Source organism: Lentilactobacillus farraginis DSM 18382 = JCM 14108 (assembly GCF_000583655.1).
Taxonomy (GTDB): Bacteria; Bacillota; Bacilli; order Lactobacillales; family Lactobacillaceae; genus Lentilactobacillus; species Lentilactobacillus farraginis.
In genome coordinates this window covers 1-25,253 of record NZ_BAKI01000036.1, presented here as the reverse complement: position 1 = coordinate 25,253, position 25,253 = coordinate 1, and the positions used below count along the sequence as shown (strand labels likewise).

The window sequence follows — 25,253 nt, the reverse complement described above, 5'->3', positions numbered from 1 at the left end:
TTTTTTACACCAGTTTGATATTTTTGAGGTACTAAAAGAGGGAGAAGAAAGCCATGATAGATTATTGCAGCTGCATAAGCAAAATGGTCAGACCGTCATTTACGTTACCCATGATTAACAGGAAGCAATGGCTCTGGGTGATCGCATTGCGGTGATTAATGACGGTAAAATTCAAATGATTGAGACGCCGGATAGTTCCCCGGTTGAAGTCGGGGTCGTCGTGGACTATGGTAGGTATAAACAGTTAACTTGCCGGGCATTTGATAACCAACGGCTGAAAGTAGTGGTTAATCAATGGCCCGTGCGGCCTGGAAAAATTGCTTACGCCACCTTTGAGGCGTCGGCGATCCTGTTGTTTGACCCGAAAACCAACGTGAATGTTATCGACAGTCAGCCAGATTATGTATTGGAGTGATGATAATGGTTCAGTGTAAAATTGTGCAAATTTCCGATACGCATTTAACACCGGCGGGTAAGTCTCCCGCCAATCACCAGCGGATTGATCCGGAAGAAAAACTGCAAAAAGTGTTCGATGATATTTATACCACCAACGTTAATCCGGATTTAATTGTTATCAGCGGCGATCTGGTCCATGAAGGCGATGCAGATTCGTATGCTGATTTCCATCATATTTTGGATCAGGAACAGGAACGCTTAATGGCACCGATTAAAGTGATTTTAGGCAATCATGACCGGACTGATCAATTCTATAAAGGCTTCTTAGGTAAGAAACACTTTGGCCGGCGTTATTATTATCATGAACAATTGGCCGGTTGGGACTGTTATTTTTTAGATACCAAGTGTGGGAATATTGAGCAGGGGTATCTGGATAAAACCCAGCTACAGTGGTTAAAAGACCAGTTGCGCGAGGCCAGATACCCAGGGTTGATTTTTATGCATCATCCCCTTTATGGCCCACCGTTGCAGCAGATGCGCTATAGTATTCTGCAAAATGGGGATGACCTGTTAAAGGTCATTGCCGATGCGAATGTTAAAGCGATTTTCTCCGGGCACGTGCATTTTGCCAGCAGCTATTTGGTGGCAGGGATTCTTAACGTGGTGGCTGATTCAACTGCATATCACATTAATTGTACGAATCCGCGGGAACATTTTGTGGCGGATGGGACAGCATATAATGTAATTACGCTGGCTGATGATAATATTGGCGTGGAACAGCGGTTAATGTATCTGGGGACTAAAACAATCAACGCGTTTAAAATTCCAGATACTGACTTTGTTGATAAAAAAATCCTTAAGCAGGCATGGAACAGTGTCCTGAGTAAGGAATAAATGGTTTCTTATTGTTTTAGCTTGGAATACAAGGCCATATCCCTGAACTGGCCATTATAAAAAGCATATTGCTTTAAGATACCATCTAAATGAAAGCCTCGGCGTTCAGCGACGCTGCGGCTTTTTTGATTGTTCTTGTCGGCCATTATCTCGATTCGGTTCATGTTCAATTCATTGAAAGCGATGGTTTCCAATTCCCGAACAGCGGCTGTCATAATGCCCTTTCCTTGGCAGCTGCCGGCCAACCAGTAGCCAATTTGACAGCGATGATGTTCCTGGCTGATTTGATGCAGATCAAGCAGGCCAACAATGTTATCACGATACATGATGGCCGCAAACCAGAAAGTACCGGCAGCATACGCTGTCGCCCGTTCTTGATAAAAGCCTGTTCGTCATCGGCTGAATACATGTCTTTTACCCAAGGCAGCCATTGGCCAAATTCGGTTCGGTTATTTTCCACAATTTCCAGCAGGGTCGCTGCGTCACGTTCTTCGGGGATTTTAAAGGCAGTTGTTTCATTAACTTTATGGATAAACATTTGATTTCCCTCTTTTCAAGTATTCAAAACCAGTATACTATACTGATCAGGTTCATAAAAAGTGCTGTTAAAGTTGAAAGTCGAATGCCGGGTGAGACATACGCAAACCAATCGCAAACTATTTAGCTTAAGTTTGCGATTTTTGACATTCATCGTGGCTGCAACCAAATGGTGCTGGCCCTGGCAAATGAGATTAAGTATACTGATATCAAAAGTTGCAGCGAATTTAAATTTATAGGGAGGTATATTATTTTGAAAATTGGTAAAGTACTTCAACTGCAACGGGAAAAGCATCATTGGTCTCAAGCAGAGTTGGCAGAAAAGTTGAATATTTCCCGCCAATCAGTCTCTAAATGGGAACAGGAAGTTGCTCTTCCCAGTTTTGCCAACGTTGTTGCGATTAGTGATTTATTTAAAATTTCACTGGATGACTTAATTAGAGGAGACGATGAACTTATGGATAAACTGTCACGAAACGACAAAATGCGACCGGTAACCAAAATTGTATTGTGGGCAATGGCCCTTGCGGTTGGAATTTACATATTACTTCAAGTATTTCAGGTTAGTGCTTCAGATGCCGGAAATTGGATAGAAGTCCCATTATTTTTTGCTTTTGTCGGCTTCTTGTTTACGATTAATTGGCGTCAGTTGAACCGGGCTTTTTCCAAACCAGCCATTATATTGGGTATTATTGTCCTAACGCTGGTTTTAATCCCGGAAATCTATGGGTTTGTTCATGGTATCGCAAATGGTATGTGGGAAGCTTATCAAGGATTCAAAGATAGCTATTATGGGAATTAGATAAATTAAAAGGAGACTAAATCCAATCAAGATGGATGTTAGTCTCCTTTTAATTAGCCCGCACACTCGCTTAGTGTCTTGAAGCGAGGTGATGATCGGTAAATCTAAATCCAAGCAATACCAACGCAGCTGCGATTAAGAATGATAGTAAACCCGGCAAAACAGAAGTTAAGCCAAAACTGGCAACGATTGAAGCAAAAATCGTCCCAATTATCAAAGTCAACAAACCAATAATTGTGATTCTTAGGTTTTCATCCATGAGATCGCTCCCCCTACATTTTAATGAAAAACTGCAAGCAATTTGGAGATGGCTGAACAGTTGCTCAAATTGAGGTTCAAGCCATTGTCAGCCGGGCTGGATTAAGGAACTTGTTAAACACAGCTATAATATATCTGTGCTTCTCTCCACCACTTATTATACTGATATGACATAGAAATGTCATCAATATTGTGCCTAAATTATCAACAAATTTTGTTTAATGTTCATTATAAATAAACACATGTTAATCCCTTTTGAAGCTGACTTCCCGAATGCTCACTTGCAACCATCAGCTGATTACGCTATGATAAAAACATCTTAATAAAGGATGTGAATCAGCATTGAAAATTGTAAATCGTTAATCAGAAATTTGATACCAACTGTTTTATGCAGGGGGTCAGTCTGTGCGATTTGCGATTAATTTCAATGTCTGAACGATTTGAACCATTGGGTTTGAATTACCATCGACGACTTGAAGAAGCAACTATGACCCCGTCCACGGTTTTTGATCGTGACGGGGGTTATTTTTTGATTGGCCGACTGCTCCTGCATACTTAAGGAGTGGCTTTATAGTGGGAACAATTCAAATTAAAAATTTATCATTTCGGTATGATGGCATGGTCAGCAATCTATTTAACAGCTTCAATCTTAATATTGATGAGAGCTGGAAACTGGGTTTGATTGGCAGAAACGGGCGCGGTAAGACAACTTTTTTGAAGTTATTACTAGGAAAGTATGCGTATCACGGTGAAATTCAGTCAAGCGTTCGATTTAATTATTTCCCGCAACCAATTCAGAATCCTGACGCGACAGTCGCGACGGTTTTAACGACCATTTCAGGATTGAGTACCTTCGAAATCTGGCGACTGCAGTTGGAGATGGATAAGCTGGGGTTGGCTGATGAACTGCTGGTCCGACGGTTTTCAACGTTAAGCCCGGGTGAGCAGACCAAAGCATTGCTGGCCGCGATGTTTACCGATGACACAACGTTTCAACTAATTGACGAACCAACCAATCATTTGGACATTGCCGGCCGCCAAATTGTTGCCGAGTATCTGAAAAGTAAACAAGGCTTTATCGTCGTCAGCCATGACCGGTATTTTATCGATCAGGTGATTGATCACGTTTTATCAATTGATCGGGCCAAAATTCAGCTGTTTGATGGCAACTATGAAACCTGGCAGCGGGAATTTGATCGGGAAAATCTAACTGAGCAACATGAGAAGACCCACCTGCAGACCGAGATTAAACGGCTGCGGATAAATGCTGATCAGGTCAAACGGTGGGCCGGTCAGGCAGAAGGAAAAAAGTCTAAACAATCAAAGGCTTATCGGGGGCAGAAGAATGCGAACTTGGACAAGGGCTTCCTGGGGCACAAAGCTGCTAAAGTCATGAAACGTTCCAAAAGTACGCTGCGACGAACCGAGAAGGCTATTGATGACAAGAAGTCACTGTTAAAAAACATTGATGAAGCCGTTTTACTAACTCTGAATTACCAACCACCGTACCAAAATCATCTGTTAATGGTCAGTGGCCTGCAGGTTAAACGTAATCAGCGGGTTTTAAACGCACCGGTGACCTTTGATCTGACCCGCGGGCAACGGCTGGTATTGGCCGGCCCAAACGGCCTTGGGAAAACAACGTTGATAAAAGCGTTGTTGGGTGAAAGACAATTAATTGCCAATGGCAGCTTTTCACTTAGTAAGACAGTTAAGATTTCCTATCTGACGCAAAATTTTGAAGCCCTGACCGGTTCGCTGGCAGACTACGCAGGCCATTATGGGATTGTCTTGTCGAAACTGCTTAACGTGCTCAAAAAGTTGGGCTTTGAGCGTTCGGCGTTCACGGAGAATTTGGCCGATCTTAGTATGGGTCAAAAGCGAAAAGTATCCTTGGCCAGATCGTTATGTGAGCCGGCCAATCTTTATATTTGGGATGAGCCGTTGAACTATTTGGACGTCATTACTCGACGGCAGGTTCAGCAATTGATTTTGGCGGTTCAGCCGACAATGCTGATAATTGATCATGACAGGGTATTTGTTAAAGCGGTTGCGACCCAACCGGTGATTAGGCTGAAAAAGCTTAGTTGAACCAACGCTTGAGAAGCAGGCTGGCAAATGATTGCATAATTGAGAGTGGTAGGAGGTTGCCTTTCGGCGCACGTCTCCGCTCAGTAATAATTGTGATTAAACAAAACAAACGGGACCGGACAAAATTACTTTTTGTCTTGGTCCCGTTATTTTTAATACATTAATTACTTAGAGTTTGGCGCTGGCCAGTGTTTGAAGCGAGGCGTCGATTTTTTCCGCGCACATGCGGCCTTCATGAATTCCCCAGATAACGAGGCTGGGACCGCGGCGGCAGTCGCCGGCAACGTAAATCTGGTTGTCATTGGTAGTGTAATTAGCATTCTTTGTGGTAATCCCAAATTGATCAAACAGCCATTGTTCAGCACCGGTGAAGCCCATTGCCAATACGACAACGTCAGCTTTAATTTTCTTTTCGGTGCCGGCAATTGGCTTGAAATGATCAACTTGACTGATCTGAGCTTCGGTAACGTGACCGTTTTTACCAAAGAAAGCGGTCGCGGTTGCTGAATATTCGGTAATATCACCAAATAGTGCCTTGGCTTCCTTTTGACCATAACCGGTCTTAAGAACCATTGGCCATTCCGGCCACTGGTTTTGCGGTGTTCGTTCTTTGGGAAGGGGCGGGGTAATTTCCAATTGGGTAATTCCGGCACACCCTTGACGAATCGCGGTTCCAATACAGTCATTTCCAGTATCGCCGCCACCGAGAACCAGAACGTGTTTGCCTTTTAATCGGTCATTAGCTTGGGTACCGTCTTTCAAAACTTCCTTGGTTGCCAGTTTCAAGAAGTCGGCAGCTTGATAAATGCCATTCAGGTCACGACCCGCAACGTTCAAATCACGAGCTTGACGGGCACCCGTACAGATGACAATTCGGTCGAACTGCTGCTTGAGTTCGTCTGCTGAAATGTCTTTGCCGACTTCGGTATTGGGTACCAGTTCAATGCCCACCTGTGACAAGGTTTTGATGCGGCGTTCAACGATTTCTTTTGGCAGTTTCATGTTGGGAATGCCATACATGAGAAAGCCGCCAAAGCGGTCGTCACGCTCAAACAGGGTTACAGAATGCCCTAATTGATTAAGGCGCCATGCAGCTGAAATGCCGGCCGGACCACTACCGATAACGGCAATTTTTTTACCGGTCCGATGCAGTGGCTTGCCGGAATCAACTACCCAGCCGTTTTTAAAGGCCTGTTCAATAATAAACTTCTCGTTATTGCGAATGGTAATACCGGGTCCGTTAAGTGCCTGCACACAGGAAACTTCGCAGGGCGCCGGACAAACCCGACCGGTCATATCCGGCAGCATGTTTGTGCGGCTTAAGCGTTCGAATGCCCGCCGGTCCTGATCACGATAAACCAGGTCATTCCATTCGGGAATTAAATTATCGTTGGGACAGCCACTGACAGCCCGGCCGCCACCGAAGAAAACGCCGTGGTGACAAAACGGAATCCCGCAGTTCATACAACGAGCGGCTTGCTGGCGACGATCGGCGTCGCTTAAGTCAAGCTCCATGGCATTAAAGTCTTTGACCCGCTGCATGATTGGCCGCATGGGATTGTCTTTTCTGGGATATTTTAAAAATCCTCTTGGATCTGCCATTTTGAATTCCTCCTAATCTTGACTTGTAGCCGTATAAAAGGCTTTTTCAATCACTTTTTCTTCTGAAATCCCCGGTTTGGTATATTCACGAATCAGCTTGCGCATCTTGTGATAGTCACGTGGGTAAACCTTAATGAAGGTCTTTTTCTCAGTGTCCCAGTTATCCAGAATTTTTCGGGCGGTTTCGGAATCGGTGTATTGAACATGTTTCTTTAGGAGTTCTTTAAGGATGCTGTCGTCACCGGCTTCATCCAAATGGTAGAGGTCAACCAGATCCCGGTTGCATTTTTTGGCAAAGTCGTGGGTCCAATCGTAAACGTAAGCCACACCACCAGACATACCGGCAGCAAAGTTACGACCGGTGCGGCCGAGAATGACGGCCACACCACCGGTCATGTATTCACAACCGTTGTTGCCGACACCTTCAACAACAACGTTGGCACCGGAGTTACGAACACAGAACCGTTCACCGGCCCGCCCGTTAAAGTAGGCTTCACCACCGGTAGCACCGAAGCAGGCAACGTTGCGACAATTGGTGAGTGGGTATAAAGCTCTTTAGCCTGATGTGGTGCGGCAACGATCAGCCGGCCACCTGATAGGCCTTTGCCGACATAGTCGTTGGCTTCACCCACCAGCTTAATTTCAAGCCCTTGGGTAATAAAAGCCCCAAAGCTTTGGCCGGCGGTACCATGGTAGTTAAAGCGCAGTTGTCCCGGCTTTAAGCCGTAGTTGCCGAAGTGAGCGCCGATCCAGCCGCCCAGACGAGTACCGACTGCCCGGTCAACATTGTTGATCGGTAAATTGATGGTAGTTGCGTTATGGTTTTTCAAGCTGGTTTCAGCAAAGCGGTCCAAATCCGGCCAATTGTACTTCGGCTTAAATGGACTTTCTTTTTTACGCTCGATCGTAATCGTTTTGTTTAACATCCGATCGTAATTAAGTGTCTTGGACTTGCCGGATGGCACGTAGCGGGGCTTTAGGTGCTCGCCATGGCCAACCATTTGGTCAACGGTGCGATAGCCCAAAGCAGCCATTTGCTCCCGCAGGTCTTCGGCTAAAAAGCGCATCATGTTGATGACATGTTCCGGTCGACCTGCGTAGAGCTTACGCAATTCCGGATTTTGGGTGGTAATCCCAACCGGGCAGGTATTTAAGTTACATTTGCGCATCATAACACAGCCGATTGAAACCATCGTTAGGGTCGCAAAACTGAATTCTTCGGCTCCCAGCATAATGGCAATCGCAATATCACGACCCGTCAGCAGTTTGCCGTCGACTTCCAAAGTGGTTCGTTGACGCAGCTTGTTTAAAGCCAGCGTCTGATGCGCATCGGCCAGGCCCATTTCCCACGGCAGGCCGCAGTCACGGGTGGAGTTTCTTGGTGCTGCGCCAGTCCCGCCATCGTAACCGGAGATGACAACGGTGTTGGCACCGGCTTTAACAACACCGGCCGCAATCGTGCCAACGCCGGTTGAGGAAACCAGCTTGACGTTAATTTTGGCGTAGGGGTTAACCTGCTTTAAATCATAAATTAATTGAGCCAAATCCTCGATTGAGTAAATATCATGGTGGGGCGGCGGTGAGATTAATTGAACCCCGGCGATTGAACCCCGGATACTGGCAACCCATGGGTAGGCTTTTCCAGCCGGCAGCTGGCCGCCTTCACCGGGCTTGGCACCCTGGGCCATCTTGATTTGGATCTCTTCGGCACTCATCAGGTACTCAGTGTTTACACCAAAGCGGGCTGTTGAGACCTGTTTGATTTTGCTATTGCGGTCAAGACCATCGGCACCTACGTGGAATCGGCTGCGGCTTTCGCCACCCTCACCGGAATTACTGCGGGCCCCTAATTTATTCATCGCAATCGCAATTGTTTCGTGGGCTTCTTCTGAAAGGGCCCCAAAACTCATCGCACCGGATTTGAAACGTTTCACAATTGAACTAACGGGTTCAACTTCGCTTAACGGTACCGGTTTATTATCATTTTTTTCAATGTTCCACATTGAACGCAGGGTAACCGGGTTGTCTTTGGCCTCCGCGTTCATTTCAGCCGTGTACTTTTGATATTCTTGGTAATCGCCGGTTCTGACAGCTTTTTGGAATTGATAGATACTCTTTGGATTATAGAGATGTTCTTCACCGTCAACTTTAAACTGGAAGCTGCCGCCGGAAGGCAGGTCGTCAATTGAATGATTGCTGAAAGTTAATTTGTACTTTCGGTAGTATTCGTCTTCGATCTGATTCAGGCTAATGCCGCCGATTCTGGTTGGAGTTCCCGTAAAGTATTGTTCTACGACATCATCAGCCAAGCCGACAGCTTCGAATAATTGTGCGCCTTGGTAACCGGCGGTAGTGGAAATCCCCATCCGGCTCATGATCTTAATAATCCCCTTGGTAGACGCGTGGCAATAATCCGCCAGATGGTCTTCCAGGCCACGTTCACGAAGCGTTGCAAATGCACCATATGGGTGAATGGCAGCCGCACCGTAGCCCAATAGACAGGCGAAGTGGTGAATTTCACACGCTTCGGCGGTATCGACCACGATTGAAGCAGCCGTGCCTTTTCCTTGGCGGACCAAATAATTGTGTAAGCCGGAAACGGCCAAAAGAACCGGCATCGTCATTTGATTATCGGCAACCGGACGATCACTTAATACCAAAATGGTTGCGCCGCTGTCAATCGCATTTTCAGCTTGGGTAAACAATTCCTTAAGGACGTGGGCCAACCGATCAGGGGTATCCGTTAAATCGTAAGCTAAGGATAACTTTGCCACTTTTAAGGCTGGTAAATCCAAGCTGAGAATTTTGGCGTATTCCTGATCACTTAGAATTGGACTGTTGATTTTGAGTTTATGGCAGTTTTCAGCCGAATCTTTAGTACAATCGCCGTCACGGCCTAAAAAGCCGAATGTGCCGATAACCACCTTTTCACGTAACGGGTCAATCGGTGGATTGGTCACTTGGGCAAAGGACTGCTTAAAGTAGGTAAACAGTGACTGCGGCTTTTTGCTTAAAACGGCCAGCGGCGAATCAAAGCCCATTGCCACAACGGGTTCGCCACCGTTTTTGGCCATTGGGATTAGCGCCGTTTGAATGACTTCGTGCGTGTAGCCGTTTCGAAGCCATAATTTCTTTAAGCTGTCTTTGGAGATGCTTGCTTCAGGTTTAACTTCAGGTAATTTGTCGAGTGTTAGTCGGTTAGCATTGAGCCATTGCTGGTAAGGATGAGCTTCGGCGCATTGACGCTTTAGTTCATCGGTTTTTGAAATTCTGCCGGTACTGGTATCAACCAGAATCATTTCAGCCGGAGCCAGGATTCCTTTATCAACGATGTCACTTGGATCGACATCGACAACGCCGGATTCCGAGGCAACCACGAGTTGGTTGTCTTTGGTTAACGTAAAGCGGGATGGGCGCAGACCGTTTCGGTCAAGAAAAGCGCCGACTTGAATCCCATCAGTGAAACACAGGGCGGCCGGGCCGTCCCAAGGTGCCATGAAGGTGGCATTATACTCATCAAATGCCCGCTGTTCAGCTGACATTTCCGTGCCGTCACCCCAAGCTTCGGGGACCATCATCATTAATGATTGTGGAATCGAGCGGCCGTGACGGTATAAATATTCCATACAATTTTCCAGTTTGGCAGAGTCGGAATCATCTTCGTCGTAAATTTCGATGCCGTGGCTGGTCATCCAATTCTCAGCGCCTTTTAATGTATTAATTTCACCGTTATGGGCCAGAAATCGGAACGGTTGGGCCCGATCCCAGCTTGGAAAGGTGTTGGTTGAGAAACGGGAATGAATTAGGCAGATTGCACTTTTCATCTGCGGATCGTGAAGGTCCGGGTAAAAGAGGCTGACTTGATAAGCGTGCAGCATGCCCTTATAAACAATGGTGCGACTTGACATCGAGCAGATATACATTGATTGTCGATCAAAGGTCTTTTCAAGCTGACGTCTCAGTATATAAAGGTGGTCTTCAAAGTCCTGACCGGGTTTGATGTCGACCGGCCGCTGCAAGACTACCTGAACGAATCCCGGCATGGATTGTTGCGCAGCCGGACCACAATTTTCGTACACAAATGGCACATTGCGGGTCCACAGAACCGGGAACCCGGCTTCGTCAATTTGGCTGGTAACGGCTGCCAGCATTGACGCTTTTTCAGCTTCGTCATGCGGTAAGAAGAGTTGAGCAACCGCATAATCGCCAAATTTGGGTAACGTTAATTCACATTTCGCCATTTGGTCGCGGAAAAAGGCATCCGGTAATGCCATAAGTATCCCAGCGCCGTCACCTGTATCGGGTTCAGCCCCGGTACCACCACGATGATTCATTCTTTGTAACATGGTCAACGCTTTTTCCACAATTTCGTGACTCGGATGGCCGTCCACTTGAGTGATGAAGCCCATTCCACAGGCTGCATGCTCAAACTTGGGCGAGTACATTAACTTGCCGTCATCCTTTAAGTTATCCATGAAACCACCTACCTTAAATAATTTTAACTTGGATTGTCCATACCAATTGTGTAGTTCTCATAGTATTCTAATAATTATAAAATTACAATGTTTTTTTGCGTGATGTCATAAAAAACCGGGAAATTCCTAATTTTGAATAAAGTTGGTCTATGTTTGAATAAAAATAGTCGGCCTGATAATTATTCCAATAGAGAAAAATAAAAAATTCTAAATGAATATCGGCTTTGGTATTGCCAAAGAGGGGGCTTAGCGTTTATAATTTAATCAATTTTTAATGATGCACGTTTATGGGCGTAATTGTCACCATAAATATTCCAAATGTATGTAAAAGTACATATTTCTGATAGAATCAAGTCAGTTTAAACAAGCGTTATGAAAGGAGAATCGCGACATGGCAACTTTAAAAGTAACCGATCTGCACGTTGCAGTTGAGGATGAGGAGACCAAGAAACGACAAGAAATTTTAAAAGGGGTCAATCTGGTCATCAATACGGGGGAAACTCACGCGATCATGGGACCAAACGGAACCGGAAAATCGACGCTGTCTGAGACCATTATGGGGAACCCGAATTATCACGTTACTCAGGGTGACATTACATTGGACGGCGAAAGCATCTTAGATAAGAAAGTCGATGAACGTGCCCGGGCCGGCTTATTTTTAGCCATGCAGTATCCGGTTGAAATTAAAGGAATTACCAATTTGGAATTTATGCGGACAGCGGTTAACGCAACCCGGGAAAAGCCTTTACCGATTCGAAAGTTTTTAAAGAAACTCGACGAAAATTTAAAAGTATTGAATATGTCCGACGAGATGACCGAACGTTATTTAAACGAAGGCTTCTCCGGTGGCGAAAAGAAACGAAACGAAATCTTACAATTAATGATGATTCAGCCCAAGTTTGCGATTCTGGACGAAATTGATTCAGGACTTGATATTGATGCTCTACAAGTGGTTGCCAAAGGGGTTAATCATATGGCCAGCCCAGACTTTGGGACGTTAATGATTACCCACTATCAACGATTGCTGAAGTATATTCATCCGGATCAGGTTCACGTGATGATGGATGGGCGAATCGTTAAAACCGGTGACGCGGTTTGGCAGAAAAGCTTGAGGCGGAAGGTTACGCCGGTTTGAAAGATGAACTTGGCCTGGACGTTAACCTGGTAGATAATGATGTCAGTGTCGGAGGAGGGAAGTAACATGCTTTCAACAAAGACCCGCAAATTAAATCCAAATCTGCTGCAACAGGCTGAATTTGCCGATGAACCCGAGTGGCTGACCAGCTTGAGGACGGCTGCCTGGAAGCAGATTGATCAATTAACCCTGCCGGTTTTTGACAAGGTGAACTATCACTCATGGCCGTTACTTGATTTCGTGGAAAGTGAAGAACAGTCGGCTAAAGCTCCAAGTGACTTATTGGACGCCACAACGCATTACCATTTTGTCAGCGTAGGCAAACAAACCGTTAAAAACGACCTCAGTGATGAATTAAAGGCCAAAGGGATTATTTTATGCGATATGCGGACAGCGGTCACGAAACACAGCGATTTGCTTTCGAAATACTTATTCCAAAAAGCCGTTGACTATAAGGAAAACCGTTTAACAGCTGTCAATGCCGCATTGATGAATGGTGGCACTTTCCTTTACGTGCCGGAAAATGTTGATTTGGCCGAACCACTTAACTTAATGGCGGTTCAAGACAGCCGGATAACTGAAAATTTTGTTAACCATACGTTGATCGTTGCCGGTGCCAACAGTCATTTTTCAGTGCTTCAGCGGGTTTCAACGATTGGCGAAAAGTCGAATCCGGCTCACGTTACGGTGGAGATTGTTGCTGAAAATGACAGCTATGTTAAGTTTTCGGCATTGGACACGCTTGGTGAGCAAACATACGCCTACTATAATCGCCGTGGCCATTTGGAAGCCAATGCCAGAATTGATTGGACCATGGGCGTGTTAAATGACGGCAATACGGTTGCCGACTTTGATTCTGATTTGCGGGGGGCCGGCTCACATACCGAGATGCAGACGGTCGCCTTATCTACCGGCAGACAGGTTCAGGGACTCGACACGCAGGTGACTAATTACGGTCGCCATTCAGAGGGTAACATTTTGCAGCGGGGCGTCTTACTTGATAAATCAACCTTGATTTTTAACGGGGTCGGTAAAATTATTCACGGTGCACACGGCGCAAAAGCCCAGCAGGAAAACCGGGTGTTGATGTTGTCACCCAAAGCGCATGGAGATGCCAACCCAATTCTGCTAATTGATGAAAATGACGTGATTGCCGGCCACGCTGCCAGTGTCGGTCAAATTAACAAAAAACAGTTATATTATTTGATGAGTCGCGGTTTATCCAAGAAGGTTGCCAAACGATTGGTTGTTCGGGGCTTTCTGGGCGTTGTCCTTCGAGATATTCCGGTTGCAGAAGTCAGAGAACAGATGGTAGAGATGATGGAAAGGAAGCTTTCAAATGAGCAGGGGATTGAATAATTCAAGATCGGATTTCCCGATTCTTGACCAAAAAGTAAACGGCGAGCAATTGGTTTATCTGGATAATGCCGCAACGACCCAGAAGCCAACCAGTGTTTTAAATTCCTTAGTGCACTACTATGAGCACGACAATGCCAATGTTCATCGGGGCGTTCACACGCTGGCTGAGCGGGCAACAGAAGAATTTGAAGCAGCCCGGGATAAGGTGGCGGCTTTCATCAATGCTAAAAGCAGACAATCGGTTATTTATACCCGGTCAACAACTGAAAGCCTTAACTGGATTGCTTCAAGCTTTGGCAACAGTGTCGTTAATGAAGGCGATGAGATCGTTATCTCTGAATTGGAACATCATAGTAACGTGGTTCCTTGGCAGCAGGTTGCCAAATGCCAGCACGCTACTTTAAAGTACATTGGTCTGACAGCCGATGGTGAGCTTGATATGGCGGATGCCGAAAAGCAGATTACCGATAAAACCAAGATCGTGTCGATTGCCCACGCTTCCAATGTGATGGGGGTAATTAACCCGATTAAGGCGTTAACTAAGCTGGCTCATCAACACGGCGCATACATGATTGCGGACGGTGCGCAATCAACGCCCCATTTAAAGGTGGATGTTCAGGATTTAGGCGTTGATTTTTACGCTTTTTCCGGCCATAAGATGTTAGCCCCAACTGGAATTGGAATCTTGTATGGTACGCCGGAAGTCTTGGATCAAATGGAACCAGCCAGTTTGGTGGGGAAATGATCAATGAGGTTCATGAACAGGCTGCCGACTGGAAAGCCTCCCCATGGAAGTATGAAGCCGGGACCCCCAATATCAGCGGGGCAATCGCGCTGGGCAGTGCCATCGATTATTTGAACAAGTTGGGCATGGATAATATTCAGGCTTATGAGCAGGAAATTGTGGACTATACATTACCCAAACTGCTTCAAATTGACGGGATTACGGTTTATGGGCCGCATGATCCGGCTAAACATACCGGGGTTTTGTCCTTTAACTTAAAGGGCCTGCATCCCCACGATGTCGCAACCGGCTTGGATATGGACGGCATTGCCGTTCGAGCGGGTCATCATTGTGCCCAGCCGTTGATGGAATATTTAAGTTGTGAGGCAACCTGCCGGGCCAGCTTTTATTTCTACAACACCAAGGAAGAGGCCGACCGTTTGCTGGCTGGATTGAACGAAGTAAAGGAGTTTTTCGCAAATGGGATTGGCAAAGCTGAACGAACTTTATAAGACAGTTATTATTGACCACGCCCAGTTTCCCAGGCATAAAGGGGAATTGGCTGATCCAACGGGTGAGAAACGGTTAAAGAATCCCACTTGTGGTGATGTCATTAAAGTTTCGGTCGCTGTAAAAGACGATAAAATTAACGATGTCGCATTTGAGGGCTCGGGATGTACAATTTCCCAAGCTTCGGCTAGTTTAATGACCACGGTATTGATTGGCAAGGATGTGAAGACAGCCAGACGGTTGATTTTGGCGTTTTCCAAGCTAATTAGTGGCGATGACATTGATGAAGATGACGAAGAATTGTTGGGAGATGCCGCGATTGTTGGTACTGTGGCGGAATTTCCGACCCGAATCAAATGTGCGGCACTGGCTTGGCACGCGATGGACGAAGTGTTGAATGAGGAAGGAAGTGGGGCAGATGACTGACGTTTCAGAAGTACTTGATGATAAAGACTATGAATTTGGTTTTCACGATGATGTCAAACCGGTTTATTCAACCGGCTTGGGATTAACGGAAGAAAAGGTTCGGGAAATTTCAAAAGCCAAGGATGAACCTCAGTGGATGCTCGATTATCGACTGAAGGCTTACCACACTTACTTGAAGATGGCCGAGCCCGGTTTTGGTCCTGACTTAACGGGACTGGATCTGGATCACATGAAGTTTTTCCAACGGGCAACCGACAAACAATATCGTGATTGGGATGATGTTCCCCAAGATATTAAAACGACTTTTGATCGACTGGGTGTCCCCCAAGCAGAACGGAAATACTTGGCAGGATCATCCGCGCAGTACGAGTCGGAAGTGGTTTACCACAAAATGGAAGAGCAGTTTGATAAGTTGGGTATTATTTTTACCGATACTGATACAGCATTGAAAAAATATCCGGACTTGTTTAAAAAATGGTTTGGTAAATTGGTAAAACCGACGAATAATAAGTATGCGGCTTTGAATTCAGCGGTTTGGTCAGGTGGGACGTTTATTTATGTGCCGAAAGGTGTGACGGTGACGACACCGATTCAGTCCTATTTCCGAATCAACGCTGAAAAGTCGGGTCAATTCGAAAGAACACTGATTATTGTAGATGAAGGCGCCCATTTGGAATATGTTGAGGGTTGTACGGCACCTACATACAAGAGTGACAGTTTGCATGCGGCGGTTGTTGAGGTCAACGTTCTGCCGAATGCCTACTGCCGATATACGACGATTCAAAATTGGTCCAATAATGTTTATAGTTTGGAAACCAAGCGGGCTCAGGCGCTGGATAATGCGATTATGGAGTGGGTTGACGGCAACCTTGGTTCTAAGATAACCATGAAGTATCCATCTGTTTATCTGAACGGAGAAGGTGCCCGGGGGACGATGCTGTCCATTGCGGTTGCCGGTAAGAATATTGATTCGGATACCGGTGCTCAGATGATTCATAACGCGCCGAATACATCGTCGTCGGTTATTTCCAAGTCAATTTCCAAAGATGGCGGCGCTGTGGATTATCGAGGCAAAATTAAGTTTGGTCGACATTCAGACGGTTCTTTTGCGCATGTTGAGTGTGACACGATTATCATGGATGATAAATCGACCAGTGATACAATTCCGTATAATGAAATCTTAAATGACAACGTCTCAATGGAACATGAAGCCAAAGTTTCGAAAATTTCAGAGGAACAATTATATTATCTGATGTCGCGGGGAATTTCCGAACAGAAGGCGACTGAAATGATTATTATGAGTTTTGTGGAGCCGTTCACCAAGGAATTGCCAATGGAGTACGCGGTTGAATTGAATCGGTTGATTAGTTTTGAAATGGAAGGATCGATTGGATAGTAGTGTGCGGAGCAAAGCGGTTAATGCCCGGAGTATAAGACGTCGATTTGGGGAATCCCGGGTTTGGATTTTTCAAATCGATCTCTTATATGCAGTGGCATGGCTTTGTGTAGCAGTCCTAGGCTAATGCATGCAGCTAGCTAAATCCCAGCCAAAAAGAAAAAACAACGAGGAGGGCCACGTTATGAGCGAAGTTGACAATCGGCCATTTAAAGAAAAGGCTTTGGATGTTTTGGAAAATGTAATTGATCCTGAATTAGGCATTGATATTGTCAATCTGGGATTGATTTACGGTATTGAACTTGATGATAAAGGGCTGTGTACATTAACGATGACGTTAACAATTGCCGGCTGTCCATTGACCGATTATCTGAATGAGGCAATCCGTGAGGAATTAACCGGTTTTGATGAGGTGAAAGACGTCTACATTAACGTTGTTTTTGAACCGGCATGGTCAATTGATAAAATGTCCAGGGAAGCAAAGCTGGAATTGGGAATTCATTAAACAGTGTGCGGAGCAAAGCGGTTAATGCCCGGAGTATAAGACGTTGATTTGGGAAATCCCGGGTTTGGATTTTTCAAATCAATCTCTTATATGCAGCGGCATTGCTTTGAGTAGCAGTCCTAAAATAGTGTATGATGCAAAACGGTTAGCACTCGGAGTATAAAACGTTGAGCTAAAAGGCAGTGAATAGAAATAAAAACTAATCTCCAAAAATAAAGGGAATCAATCGGTTTTGAGACGATTAATTCCCTTTATTTTGTAAGTAGATTTAAAATGGTACCTTGTCAATGTTGTCTTTTTGAATCAATAAAGACCTGCCCGTAATTACAAATACCTGTTACAGAAATTGATAGAATAAAAAACGTTTTTGTCTGGTATAAACAATTGACCTTTTATTGAAAAATGTTTGCGTTTTTTTCACTTATTTTATACGATAAAAAAGCGGCGTTGATTTAGTTTAGCCCCAACACAGCTAAATTACAAGTGTTAGCAATGAGACCATGTGGCAAAATCCAGAAATCATTTCTGCAACATTTCACCCTCAAATACTCTGGTAATAAATTTTTAAAGATTAAGATGCAAATCTAAATAATCTTTTTAAATAAGGCATTAGCTTTGGTTGGAGTAAATTCGATGACGTTATAGTCTGCAATTTTATTTTTATAAAAAGGATCGTTATGATAAATATTTTCTGCTTCTTTTAAACTGTTTGCCTTACAGAGAATAACACCGCCAATTCGAGGCTCTTTTCTACCGGAAAAAATAAAATGACCACTTTGGTAGAATGAATCTAAGTATTGATTATGTTTGTCCAAGAACTTTTCGACTTCACTTATTGGTTTCTTATAGGTTAAACTAAAGAAAAACAAGATAAACATCTCCTTAACAATTTTTGAATTAATTCACTGAACGCATTCACTGAATTAATTCATTATATTACAAATAAGGAGATTGTCAAGGAGGTTTAGATGTGACAAGGGTACAGCAAAAGGCTAAGACTCGCAACGGAATTCTCGAGGCTTCTATTAAGCTATTTAAAATTCATGGAATTGAACATACAAAAATAGCCGAGATCGCTAAGGAAGCAAATGTTTCTGTCGGAACCTTTTACGTTCATTTTAAATCAAAAGAGGATATTGTTAGTGCGATTTATTATGAAGGATTCAATCATTTTATGAATGAGAAAATAGATCAAATAGAAACGACTGGTTTATCGCTAAAAGAAATTTTATTAAAAGTTGGAATTTTTGAACTACAGTTTGTAGAAAACGTTGGTCTTGAGATAACAACCGCAGCATTCATAGCTAATTTACGCATTAATTTTGAAATTCCTGGGAATCATTTTAAAAATAGAACCTTTTCCGAAAAAATTCAGTCTTTGATAGTAAATGATGTTGAAAGTTCTGAACAAAATAGTCAGATACTATTTGAAGAGTTTGAAACTATCGTTCGTGGAATAATGCTCACGTGGTGTTTTAAAAACGCGACAATGAGTATTGTCGATTTTGGCGCACCAATTTTAAAAAAATATATATTATGACCCAAATGATTCGTAGTTTAAAAATTACTGACGTTTTAAACTAGAAGTATATTTGTTGAATTCCAGTGATTTAACATTGATTTTAAATTTTTTGATAAGCAGCATGCCGAAATGTGGCAGGCGCTCAATGCATATTTTAAAGATAGTCAATAGGGTTGAATAAATAAAGTACCAAGTTGGAAACGATGGTAATTTAGTTTCCAACTTGGTACTTTTTACTTTTGAAGAAATTAAAAAGTGAATCTTTAAGGATTCGGTACTTTCATACTGCGATCAATTGTTGACCGACCGGTAGCGTAATTAAATTTAACGTTTGGCTGGACGTTAAACAGATAAACGTTGAAATTCAGTGACCGATCGGTACTGATTGCTTCAAGGTGAATTCCGCGAGCCATTAATTCTTTACCTCTGAAAATTGGCTTAGCAAAGAAAATAACCCGTTTACCCGCTTTAAGCGCGGTTCGAATCTTTTGTTCGTAAATGGTTTGAACCCGCTGATTGGAAAAAGCGGTTTGCGTAAATAAATTTTTGGGGTTGTTTTGATCGCCGGACGTATCGTTAGGTTGATAATGTCCTTTTTGATTGATGCCCTTTGATATTGAGTAGGCGATTAGATGCCCCCGATTAATAATCGGCTGCCGGTCAATAAATTTTTGATGCCAAGCAGTTGGTTCGACGTACTGACGAACTCGATTTTCGTCTGAAGCCAGGTTACGCTTTTCCAAATAAGCCAGATTACCAGAACTGGTCCGATTTAATGAATCCAAATTTGAATAAACGACTTTATTGATTCGCCACTTTTGGGGATTGAGTTTGGCTTTATTATGATTGACATAGACAAAGCTTGACGCACCGGAATGATAGTTTAAGTCCGCCAGTTTATCGTTTGATGAAATGCTTTTGGTTGAATTGGTAATAGTCTGGGTGGCTTGATTGAATAGATCTGTCAGGCTGCTGGGTTGACCACCGGTAAAATACCAGACACCGGCAAAAACAACCAATGCCGTGATAACCCCTAATAGGGAATTGGACTGTTGTTTCTTTCTTCTGCGTTTACTCATGATTAATCTTCCTTAGCAACAAAACTCAGCGGTACCAAGTACGTAACCGCTGAGTTTTGTTGTGTTTATTTTTGGGGTGTTGTGTAAAGCGATGCCTTATGCTCCGGGTGTTACCCGCTTTGCTCCGCACACTGTTTTATGGCAAGTCATTTCCCGCTGCGAAGTACAAATCATACCATTCCTGCTTTGTTAGGTTGACATCCGCACCCGAGGCACTATCTTTGATGTGTTCCGGATTCATTGTTCCCAACAATACTTGAACGTGAGCAGGGTGACGGAGAATCCAAGCCGTTGCAATGGCATTCTTTGATACACCGTACTTTTCACCGAGTTCTGCCAGCTTTTTATTTAATTCCGGATATTTAGGGTCATTAATGTACATACCGGCAAACAAGCCATAGTTAAATGGTGACCACGCTTGAATTGTCATATGTTTACGCCGACTGTATTCCAAGATGCCGCCGTCGTGATCGATGCTGGCGTCGTCAATCATGTTAACGTGCATCCCTGCACGGATCATCCTGAGTGGACAACGTTAAATTGCAGTTGATTAATAAGCAGTCGTTGACTGAGCCACGATTGAACCATTTCAACTTGCTGTGGATTAAAGTTTGAAACCCCAAAGTGGCGAACTTTACCCTCACGTTGTAAAGTATCAAAAGCGTCTGCGATATCATCGGCTTCCATCAGTGGGTCGGGACGATGCAGCAGAAAGGCATCTAAGTAATCGATTCCCATTCGCTGTAAAATACCGTCAACTGCTTCGATAAGATGTTGCTTTGAGAAGTCGTATCGGGCACCAAAGACCAGTCCGTCATGACTTCTCTTAGGGTCAAGAATAATTCCGCCCTTGGATTGAATATATAATTTATCCCGAGAAATGCCGGAAGCCTTCAATGCTTCTTTAAAGGTCTTTTCTGAACCGCCTTCGCCGTAAATGTCAGCAGAATCAATGTAATTAATTCCAGTGTCATATGCGGTTTGAAGGGTTTTGGCTGCGTCTGCGGTGTCCATACCGGCCATCCGCATGATGCCAAGTGCGACAGCTGATGCTTCAAAATGAGTGCCGCCAATTTTAACAGTCTTCATAAGATCAAAACCTCCTTGTTTTGGTACGCTTTAATTATAAGCCCAAGCCAGCGGTTCGTGAAAGCGAACACGGCAAAATATCAGTATGAGTTGAATTTAAGGAAACTTAAACAGTTGCTTTGTTTTTGGCAGAGTTGCCTATGGTATACTTTTGATACTGAATGACCGCTTTGATATGTTGCCCCACAGACCTATATGTAAGGGTAACGGACGTATTTCAAAAATCCAAGCCCAGGATTTTCCGCTTTGACGCCTTATGCTCCGGGTGTTAACCGCTTTGCTCCGCACACTGTTTGAGGACTGCTACGCTACCCCACAAACCTGCATGTAAGGGATTTATTTCAAAAACCCAAACCCGGGGTTTCCGAAATAAACGCCTTACACGCCGGTTTATCCCGGGGTAGCTTCGCACACTATAGAAATGAGGCGATTCCTTGAGTGAAACGACAATTACTGAATTAATTAATCAATACGGTTATTTGGCAATTGCCTTTCTCATTGCGTTTGAGAACCTTTTTCCGCCGATTCCTTCCGAATTGGTATTGGTCTTTACCGGTTATTTAACAGTCAGCAGCCACCTGACAATTTGGGGCTCTGTCTTGGCAGCTACCGGTGGGGCCTACGTTGGGGCGTTGACTTTATATGGTATTGGCCGGCTTCTCAGTGTTTCCCAATTGGAGAAGCTGGTATCCGGGAAATTTGGTCGAATACTGCGGCTCAAGCCTGCCGATATTGAAAAAGCCGGCCGTTATTTTAGCCGGCACGGCAGTTGGGCGATTTTAATCGGTCGCTGTATTCCGGTTGTTAGGAGTCTGATTTCAATTCCTGCCGGGATGACTGCTTATCCCTTAGTAAAGTTTTCCGGTTTGACCCTGCTGGGGACCCTTGTCTGGAATACCGTTCTTATACTAACAGGACATTATGCCGGCCATGCTTGGACAAAATTATTGGAAATTATCGATCAATGGTTGGTCGTATTGGTGGTTGCCATTACGGTGATGGGTGCCTGTTACTTATATTACCGTTTTTCCAGATCAAAGACCGATTAAAAGATTGATACGAAATTGCGACCTTAATTTTCGGGGTCGCGTTTTTGATTAGTTTGATCAAATTGACTGGTCGTGAAGAGGTCCTTTAGGACAAAAGCAATTACCAGCGCCAACCATCCCGGCCAATAATAGTGAACGGACAGCATAAAGAACAATCCGAATGATATTACCAGACCACTCCAAAATAAGCCAAGGCCGAGCCAATTGGAATTTCTGTTAGCTGGTCTGTAAGCCGGGTGGGCCTGGTACCAATATCTGAAGAAAATGACATGGGCAATCCATAATCCTGGAACGACTTGGCGCAAAATGGCCGAGCTCTGATTAAGTGGGGCTAAACCACGAATGCCTGCTTGACCAAATTGATGCCAAGTAATCGTTTCAATCAGAAAAGCGCTCGTTAGCAAAAAGAGCGGAATGTTGTGTAGTAAGCTGTATCGCCAGCCGGAAATTCTAATAGTAAAAACACCTCACTTGAAAAAGCGTGGAGACACGCTGCTTTAGATGCATAGCAAAAAAGTTCCTGGTAGTCACATGTTATTGTCAGGATTTTTTGCCAATATTTAATTTAAACGAATTTTGTGACCAAATTGTGAACAAATTATGGCCAAAGTTTGACTTTTTATTGAAGTTTTTTAATTCCGGTTGTTTTTTGAATGAACTTCAATTAGCCTTTAATAATAGTTAATTCGACAAACGTTTTTGATTTTAAAAAGTGAGTGGCATTAACTATTAGAAAAAGATGTTTGGAGGGCTTTATTTGTTTCTGGCTGAACTATATGCGATTAGGCATTCCAAAAGAAGTCGGTTGACAATTTTGGCGATTATCGTGGGGACCTTTTTTGCCGAAGGGCTGTCGTGGTACGACACGTTTATTCGGTTTGCGAGCGGTCATCTAACGACTAATCAGATACCACACCCGGCAATGGTGGCGGCGTTGTCCTTTTCGTCTTCGGGGCAGGGGATTCAGATGTTGCTTACTTTGCTGCTGCCGGTTTTTCTAATATTGATCAGTACCGGGCGGACGATTGAGAGAAGTTCCGCAAGCAGCAATTATCCCCTGTACTTAAAAGCAGGCAAACTGAAGCGCGCTTTATTGGAAAGTGAGTGGGCACAGTTTAGGATTGTGACATTATTTTTCCTGTTGCTGTATAGCAGCGATTTCTTAATTGCAGTAGCTTTGTTTCATGGCGGAGAAAATTTTAGAGGTTGGCAGATCAACCGATTGGCTCATCACTGTTACGCTGGGAACTGATCCATCCGTATTTGACCTATGTCGGCACTATTATTGTTGTCAGTGTTACTTTCGGTATTTTTTCAACAGTTCTTCATGTGCTGGCACTTAACTTGAAAAGGACGGGTTTGATTTATCTGATTTCGATGGTGATATGGTTACTATTGTTTTCCTTACCGCATGGTGTAGCTTACTTTATCCAGCCATTTGTTGGGTATAATTGGCATAATCGTCTTTTAGCAATGCTGAGCTTTGGGAGTGTTTGCGGCATACTTATTTTGATTGGTAACCTTGCGCTTAACTGCCGGAGCCGGTATTGGTAGAAGTGATTTGAGTTGGCAATATAAATTGGCACAACGAATATCTTAAGGGTGGTTGGATGACTGTACAGTTAATAAATGTTTCAAAAAAAGGCCGAGGTACCCAGGTCTTGACAGACATTTCTTATAATTTTGAAAATGGTAGAATTTATGGCTTATTTGGCGCAAAGAATTCCGGCATGGGCCAATTGATCAGAATCATTGCCGGTTTGGTGAGCCCAACGTCAGGGAAAATCATTGTAAATGCCGAGCAGCTGCACGAAAAACGTGATTTTCCAAAAAGCATTGGTGTCCTGTTGGAAAATACAACCTTTCCAAATGATCTAACTGGACTTCAGAATATGGTTCTATTGAATAAAATTAGGCGGTCCGCCAGTGTTGACGATATCAAAGAAGCCTTCCAAAAAATGGGAATGACCGAACAGGATTGGCAGACCCAAACTGCCGATTATTTTCCGTACATGCTACATAAATTGGGTCTTGTTCAAGCGATTTTTGAAAAGCCACAGTTAATTCTACTTGAAGAACCGGCTGAGAAATTAAACAATGATGATCTTTGGCGGCTCAAAAAAGTTCTGGTAGGCTTGGCCAGCACTGGCTCAACGGTGATTCTGAGCTGTCATGATGAAGAAAAAGCTAATTTGTTAAGCGATACCGTTCTTCAAATGGCGCACGGAAAGCTTATCGGACAAGCATCTTCAAATTGGCTGTGGCAGGGACTGGATTTATTTGATAGATCAAAATAATTTTTTATGAGTGGCAATTCTTACTGAAACGGGTTATAAGCTGGCACTGCAGGATTGTTAAATAAAAGGACTAATTAATAGTTCTTTTAGGGGAAAATTCATATAATGTGGTTGCAAGTTATGACGGTATAATTAGCCGTTAAACTATATTTGAAACTCAGCTTTTCTCAAGAAAGGGTGTGGGGATGATGATGACCACCAAACAATCCAGTCAGCCACAAACAGTCGCTTACGTTATTGCGGCAGTCCTGGCAGTTATTTTAGGAATTCGATTTGTATTTTTTGCCATTGTTTCCGGATTGGGATTTCTGTTGATGTTTATTCCGGCTGTTCGGACCTTTATGACTCAACAATTGGCGGATGCGGCATGACAAGTGCTACCGAATGGGAAATTTTACTATTCTGGTTAATCATCTTGATAATGTTGGGAAGCCGATTCTTGATGGCTTACAGTCTGTTTAAGATTACCGATAATAGTCGTCGAAGCAGTTTCTTTAGCACCGAAAATGTTGCTCAGTTAAAAGTAATTTTGATCTCATACGCGGTTTTTGCGTTGGTACAATATATTGGGGTTATCCTCAATCAATTTACCCACTTCAGTAATGTCTTCTTTTCAAATGAATCATTAATCACCAATGGATTGATTTGGACAATTATCTATGTTGCCTACTTGGCTTTTAAGAGTCGAGTTGAAGCGCCATCCGAAGAAAAGGGTAACTAAAAGTTTCCTTATTTGGATTGGTTTACCACATTGGATCTTATTGGCAATTGTCGTTATTATGGCTGCCTTATTAAATTCAAAATTAAAAATCAGCACTTCAAAGCAAGCCTTAAGATAATCTTTTAGGTTTGCTTTTTGCTTATTAAATTATATTTAAGACATAATTTATTCACACAAAATTCACATATTAGTACATAATCTTTGTTACACTATTATTATCAGATATTAATTTTTACTAATCAAAATGATAAGGGGAGATACGATGAACTGGTATAACAAAAGTGGTGACGCAATCTTTAAAGCGTTAAGCACCAGCCGAATGAATGGACTAACCGATAAGCAGGCCCGGAATCGACTGGCGAAATTTGGACCTAATCAATTAAAAG

24 protein-coding genes and 4 pseudogenes are annotated in these 25,253 nt (G+C 43.6%); 19 read left to right on the top strand and 9 right to left on the bottom strand.

Annotation, left to right across the window (positions count from 1 at the left end; all coding sequences use genetic code 11):
- Positions 1-127 precede the first annotated feature (127 nt).
- Positions 128-415 (top strand): ATP-binding cassette domain-containing protein, encoded by a 288-nt coding sequence (locus JCM14108_RS10675; RefSeq protein WP_035180773.1) that lies wholly within the window; start codon positions 128-130, stop codon positions 413-415.
- Positions 415-1,290: a metallophosphoesterase gene (locus JCM14108_RS10670; protein ID WP_035180771.1), complete on the top strand. Its 876-nt coding sequence runs from the start codon at positions 415-417 to the stop codon at positions 1,288-1,290. The genes JCM14108_RS10675 and JCM14108_RS10670 overlap by 1 nt, the downstream gene beginning before the upstream one ends.
- 8 nt (positions 1,291-1,298) lie before the next feature.
- Here JCM14108_RS10670 and JCM14108_RS15495 read toward each other — a convergent pair whose 3' ends face one another.
- Together JCM14108_RS15495 and JCM14108_RS15490 are read right to left on the bottom strand one after the other, a co-directional pair.
- Positions 1,299-1,616 (bottom strand): GNAT family N-acetyltransferase, encoded by a 318-nt coding sequence (locus JCM14108_RS15495; protein WP_237745806.1) that lies wholly within the window; start codon positions 1,614-1,616, stop codon positions 1,299-1,301.
- A complete protein-coding gene (locus JCM14108_RS15490) occupies positions 1,502-1,828 on the bottom strand; it encodes a hypothetical protein (RefSeq protein ID WP_237745807.1) in 327 nt (108 codons plus the stop codon). Before JCM14108_RS15490 ends, JCM14108_RS15495 begins: the two co-directional genes overlap by 115 nt.
- 252 nt (positions 1,829-2,080) lie before the next feature.
- On the opposite strand from JCM14108_RS15490, the gene JCM14108_RS10660 reads away from it, so the two are divergent.
- Positions 2,081-2,629: a helix-turn-helix domain-containing protein gene (locus tag JCM14108_RS10660; RefSeq protein WP_035180770.1), complete on the top strand. Its 549-nt coding sequence runs from the start codon at positions 2,081-2,083 to the stop codon at positions 2,627-2,629.
- A gap of 70 nt (positions 2,630-2,699) precedes the next feature.
- Here the strand turns inward: JCM14108_RS10660 and JCM14108_RS10655 are convergent, their stop codons facing one another.
- Positions 2,700-2,888 (bottom strand): hypothetical protein, encoded by a 189-nt coding sequence (locus JCM14108_RS10655; protein ID WP_035180769.1) that lies wholly within the window; start codon positions 2,886-2,888, stop codon positions 2,700-2,702.
- Between the two features lie 411 nt (positions 2,889-3,299).
- Here JCM14108_RS10655 and JCM14108_RS14705 point away from each other — a divergent pair, with 411 nt between their 5' ends.
- Both JCM14108_RS14705 and abc-f read left to right on the top strand, forming a co-directional pair.
- Positions 3,300-3,446 (top strand): hypothetical protein, encoded by a 147-nt coding sequence (locus JCM14108_RS14705; protein WP_156654966.1) that lies wholly within the window; start codon positions 3,300-3,302, stop codon positions 3,444-3,446.
- A gap of 14 nt (positions 3,447-3,460) precedes the next feature.
- Positions 3,461-4,978 carry a ribosomal protection-like ABC-F family protein gene (gene abc-f, locus JCM14108_RS10650; protein ID WP_035180768.1) on the top strand — a complete coding sequence of 506 codons (1,518 nt, stop codon included), beginning with the start codon at positions 3,461-3,463 and terminating at the stop codon, positions 4,976-4,978.
- A 168-nt stretch (positions 4,979-5,146) separates the two neighbouring features.
- Here abc-f and JCM14108_RS10645 read toward each other — a convergent pair whose 3' ends face one another.
- Both JCM14108_RS10645 and gltB read right to left on the bottom strand, forming a co-directional pair.
- Positions 5,147-6,580, bottom strand: coding sequence for a glutamate synthase subunit beta (locus JCM14108_RS10645; protein ID WP_035180767.1), 1,434 nt, complete (start codon positions 6,578-6,580; stop codon positions 5,147-5,149).
- A gap of 12 nt (positions 6,581-6,592) precedes the next feature.
- A pseudogene (gltB, locus tag JCM14108_RS10640) lies at positions 6,593-11,055 on the bottom strand (glutamate synthase large subunit).
- 391 nt (positions 11,056-11,446) lie between these two features.
- On the opposite strand from gltB, the pseudogene sufC reads away from it, so the two are divergent.
- The 6 genes and pseudogenes from sufC (at position 11,447) to JCM14108_RS10610 (ending at position 17,110) form a co-directional block, all read left to right on the top strand.
- Positions 11,447-12,255, top strand: a pseudogene (sufC, locus tag JCM14108_RS10635) (Fe-S cluster assembly ATPase SufC).
- Between the two features lies 1 nt (position 12,256).
- A complete protein-coding gene (gene sufD, locus JCM14108_RS10630; RefSeq protein ID WP_035180765.1) occupies positions 12,257-13,549 on the top strand; it encodes a Fe-S cluster assembly protein SufD in 1,293 nt (430 codons plus the stop codon).
- Positions 13,530-14,785, top strand: a pseudogene (locus tag JCM14108_RS10625) (cysteine desulfurase). The gene sufD and the pseudogene JCM14108_RS10625 overlap by 20 nt, the downstream one beginning before the upstream one ends.
- Positions 14,754-15,209 (top strand): Fe-S cluster assembly sulfur transfer protein SufU, encoded by a 456-nt coding sequence (gene sufU / locus JCM14108_RS10620; RefSeq protein WP_035180764.1) that lies wholly within the window; start codon positions 14,754-14,756, stop codon positions 15,207-15,209. Before JCM14108_RS10625 ends, sufU begins: the two are co-directional and overlap by 32 nt.
- Complete coding sequence (sufB, locus tag JCM14108_RS10615; protein WP_035180762.1) at positions 15,202-16,605, top strand: Fe-S cluster assembly protein SufB; 1,404 nt, start codon at positions 15,202-15,204, stop codon at positions 16,603-16,605. The genes sufU and sufB overlap by 8 nt, the downstream gene beginning before the upstream one ends.
- A gap of 184 nt (positions 16,606-16,789) precedes the next feature.
- Complete coding sequence (locus JCM14108_RS10610; protein ID WP_035180761.1) at positions 16,790-17,110, top strand: metal-sulfur cluster assembly factor; 321 nt, start codon at positions 16,790-16,792, stop codon at positions 17,108-17,110.
- A gap of 584 nt (positions 17,111-17,694) precedes the next feature.
- On the opposite strand, the gene JCM14108_RS10605 is transcribed toward JCM14108_RS10610, so the two are convergent.
- Positions 17,695-17,979 carry a YciI family protein gene (locus tag JCM14108_RS10605; RefSeq protein ID WP_035180759.1) on the bottom strand — a complete coding sequence of 95 codons (285 nt, stop codon included), beginning with the start codon at positions 17,977-17,979 and terminating at the stop codon, positions 17,695-17,697.
- A 101-nt stretch (positions 17,980-18,080) separates the two neighbouring features.
- On the opposite strand from JCM14108_RS10605, the gene JCM14108_RS14125 reads away from it, so the two are divergent.
- Positions 18,081-18,650 carry a TetR/AcrR family transcriptional regulator gene (locus tag JCM14108_RS14125; RefSeq protein ID WP_051996146.1) on the top strand — a complete coding sequence of 190 codons (570 nt, stop codon included), beginning with the start codon at positions 18,081-18,083 and terminating at the stop codon, positions 18,648-18,650.
- Between the two features lie 245 nt (positions 18,651-18,895).
- Here JCM14108_RS14125 and JCM14108_RS10595 read toward each other — a convergent pair whose 3' ends face one another.
- Positions 18,896-19,711 (bottom strand): DNA/RNA non-specific endonuclease, encoded by an 816-nt coding sequence (locus JCM14108_RS10595; protein ID WP_035180758.1) that lies wholly within the window; start codon positions 19,709-19,711, stop codon positions 18,896-18,898.
- A 136-nt stretch (positions 19,712-19,847) separates the two neighbouring features.
- Positions 19,848-20,800: pseudogene (locus JCM14108_RS10590) on the bottom strand (aldo/keto reductase).
- A gap of 434 nt (positions 20,801-21,234) precedes the next feature.
- Here JCM14108_RS10590 and JCM14108_RS10585 point away from each other — a divergent pair.
- Positions 21,235-21,849 carry a DedA family protein gene (locus JCM14108_RS10585; protein WP_035180757.1) on the top strand — a complete coding sequence of 205 codons (615 nt, stop codon included), beginning with the start codon at positions 21,235-21,237 and terminating at the stop codon, positions 21,847-21,849.
- A 23-nt stretch (positions 21,850-21,872) separates the two neighbouring features.
- Here the strand turns inward: JCM14108_RS10585 and JCM14108_RS10580 are convergent, their stop codons facing one another.
- Positions 21,873-22,253, bottom strand: a complete 381-nt coding sequence (locus JCM14108_RS10580; RefSeq protein ID WP_035180756.1) for a hypothetical protein — start codon at positions 22,251-22,253, stop codon at positions 21,873-21,875.
- Positions 22,254-22,606: 353 nt separating this feature from the next.
- Here JCM14108_RS10580 and JCM14108_RS10575 point away from each other — a divergent pair, with 353 nt between their 5' ends.
- The 6 genes from JCM14108_RS10575 to JCM14108_RS16140 all read left to right on the top strand — a co-directional run.
- A complete protein-coding gene (locus JCM14108_RS10575; protein ID WP_035180755.1) occupies positions 22,607-23,101 on the top strand; it encodes a hypothetical protein in 495 nt (164 codons plus the stop codon).
- A complete protein-coding gene (locus JCM14108_RS14575; protein ID WP_152536939.1) occupies positions 23,056-23,403 on the top strand; it encodes a hypothetical protein in 348 nt (115 codons plus the stop codon). The genes JCM14108_RS10575 and JCM14108_RS14575 overlap by 46 nt, the downstream gene beginning before the upstream one ends.
- Before the next feature lie 56 nt (positions 23,404-23,459).
- Complete coding sequence (locus JCM14108_RS10570; protein ID WP_051996145.1) at positions 23,460-24,146, top strand: ATP-binding cassette domain-containing protein; 687 nt, start codon at positions 23,460-23,462, stop codon at positions 24,144-24,146.
- A 185-nt stretch (positions 24,147-24,331) separates the two neighbouring features.
- Positions 24,332-24,517, top strand: a complete 186-nt coding sequence (locus JCM14108_RS10565; protein WP_035180754.1) for a hypothetical protein — start codon at positions 24,332-24,334, stop codon at positions 24,515-24,517.
- A complete protein-coding gene (locus tag JCM14108_RS10560) occupies positions 24,514-24,867 on the top strand; it encodes a hypothetical protein (protein WP_035180752.1) in 354 nt (117 codons plus the stop codon). The genes JCM14108_RS10565 and JCM14108_RS10560 overlap by 4 nt, the downstream gene beginning before the upstream one ends.
- 244 nt (positions 24,868-25,111) lie before the next feature.
- On the top strand, positions 25,112-25,253 hold a 142-nt coding region (locus tag JCM14108_RS16140), incomplete at its 3' end, for a cation-transporting P-type ATPase (RefSeq protein ID WP_369385544.1).

Excerpts from the sequence above, each read along its gene's own strand:
- JCM14108_RS10675 (WP_035180773.1), top strand. The coding sequence starts at position 128 with ATGGCTCTGGGTGATCGCATTGCGGTGATTAATGACGGTAAAATTCAA.
- JCM14108_RS10670 (WP_035180771.1), top strand. The coding sequence starts at position 415 with ATGATAATGGTTCAGTGTAAAATTGTGCAAATTTCCGATACGCATTTA.
- JCM14108_RS15495 (WP_237745806.1), bottom strand. The coding sequence starts at position 1,616 with ATGTATCGTGATAACATTGTTGGCCTGCTTGATCTGCATCAAATCAGC.
- JCM14108_RS15490 (WP_237745807.1), bottom strand. The coding sequence starts at position 1,828 with ATGTTTATCCATAAAGTTAATGAAACAACTGCCTTTAAAATCCCCGAA.
- JCM14108_RS10655 (WP_035180769.1), bottom strand. The coding sequence starts at position 2,888 with ATGGATGAAAACCTAAGAATCACAATTATTGGTTTGTTGACTTTGATA.
- JCM14108_RS10645 (WP_035180767.1), bottom strand. The coding sequence starts at position 6,580 with ATGGCAGATCCAAGAGGATTTTTAAAATATCCCAGAAAAGACAATCCC.
- sufD (WP_035180765.1), top strand. The coding sequence starts at position 12,257 with ATGCTTTCAACAAAGACCCGCAAATTAAATCCAAATCTGCTGCAACAG.
- sufU (WP_035180764.1), top strand. The coding sequence starts at position 14,754 with ATGGGATTGGCAAAGCTGAACGAACTTTATAAGACAGTTATTATTGAC.
- sufB (WP_035180762.1), top strand. The coding sequence starts at position 15,202 with ATGACTGACGTTTCAGAAGTACTTGATGATAAAGACTATGAATTTGGT.
- JCM14108_RS10610 (WP_035180761.1), top strand. The coding sequence starts at position 16,790 with ATGAGCGAAGTTGACAATCGGCCATTTAAAGAAAAGGCTTTGGATGTT.
- JCM14108_RS10595 (WP_035180758.1), bottom strand. The coding sequence starts at position 19,711 with ATGAGTAAACGCAGAAGAAAGAAACAACAGTCCAATTCCCTATTAGGG.
- JCM14108_RS10570 (WP_051996145.1), top strand. The coding sequence starts at position 23,460 with ATGACTGTACAGTTAATAAATGTTTCAAAAAAAGGCCGAGGTACCCAG.
- JCM14108_RS10565 (WP_035180754.1), top strand. The coding sequence starts at position 24,332 with ATGATGATGACCACCAAACAATCCAGTCAGCCACAAACAGTCGCTTAC.
- JCM14108_RS10560 (WP_035180752.1), top strand. The coding sequence starts at position 24,514 with ATGACAAGTGCTACCGAATGGGAAATTTTACTATTCTGGTTAATCATC.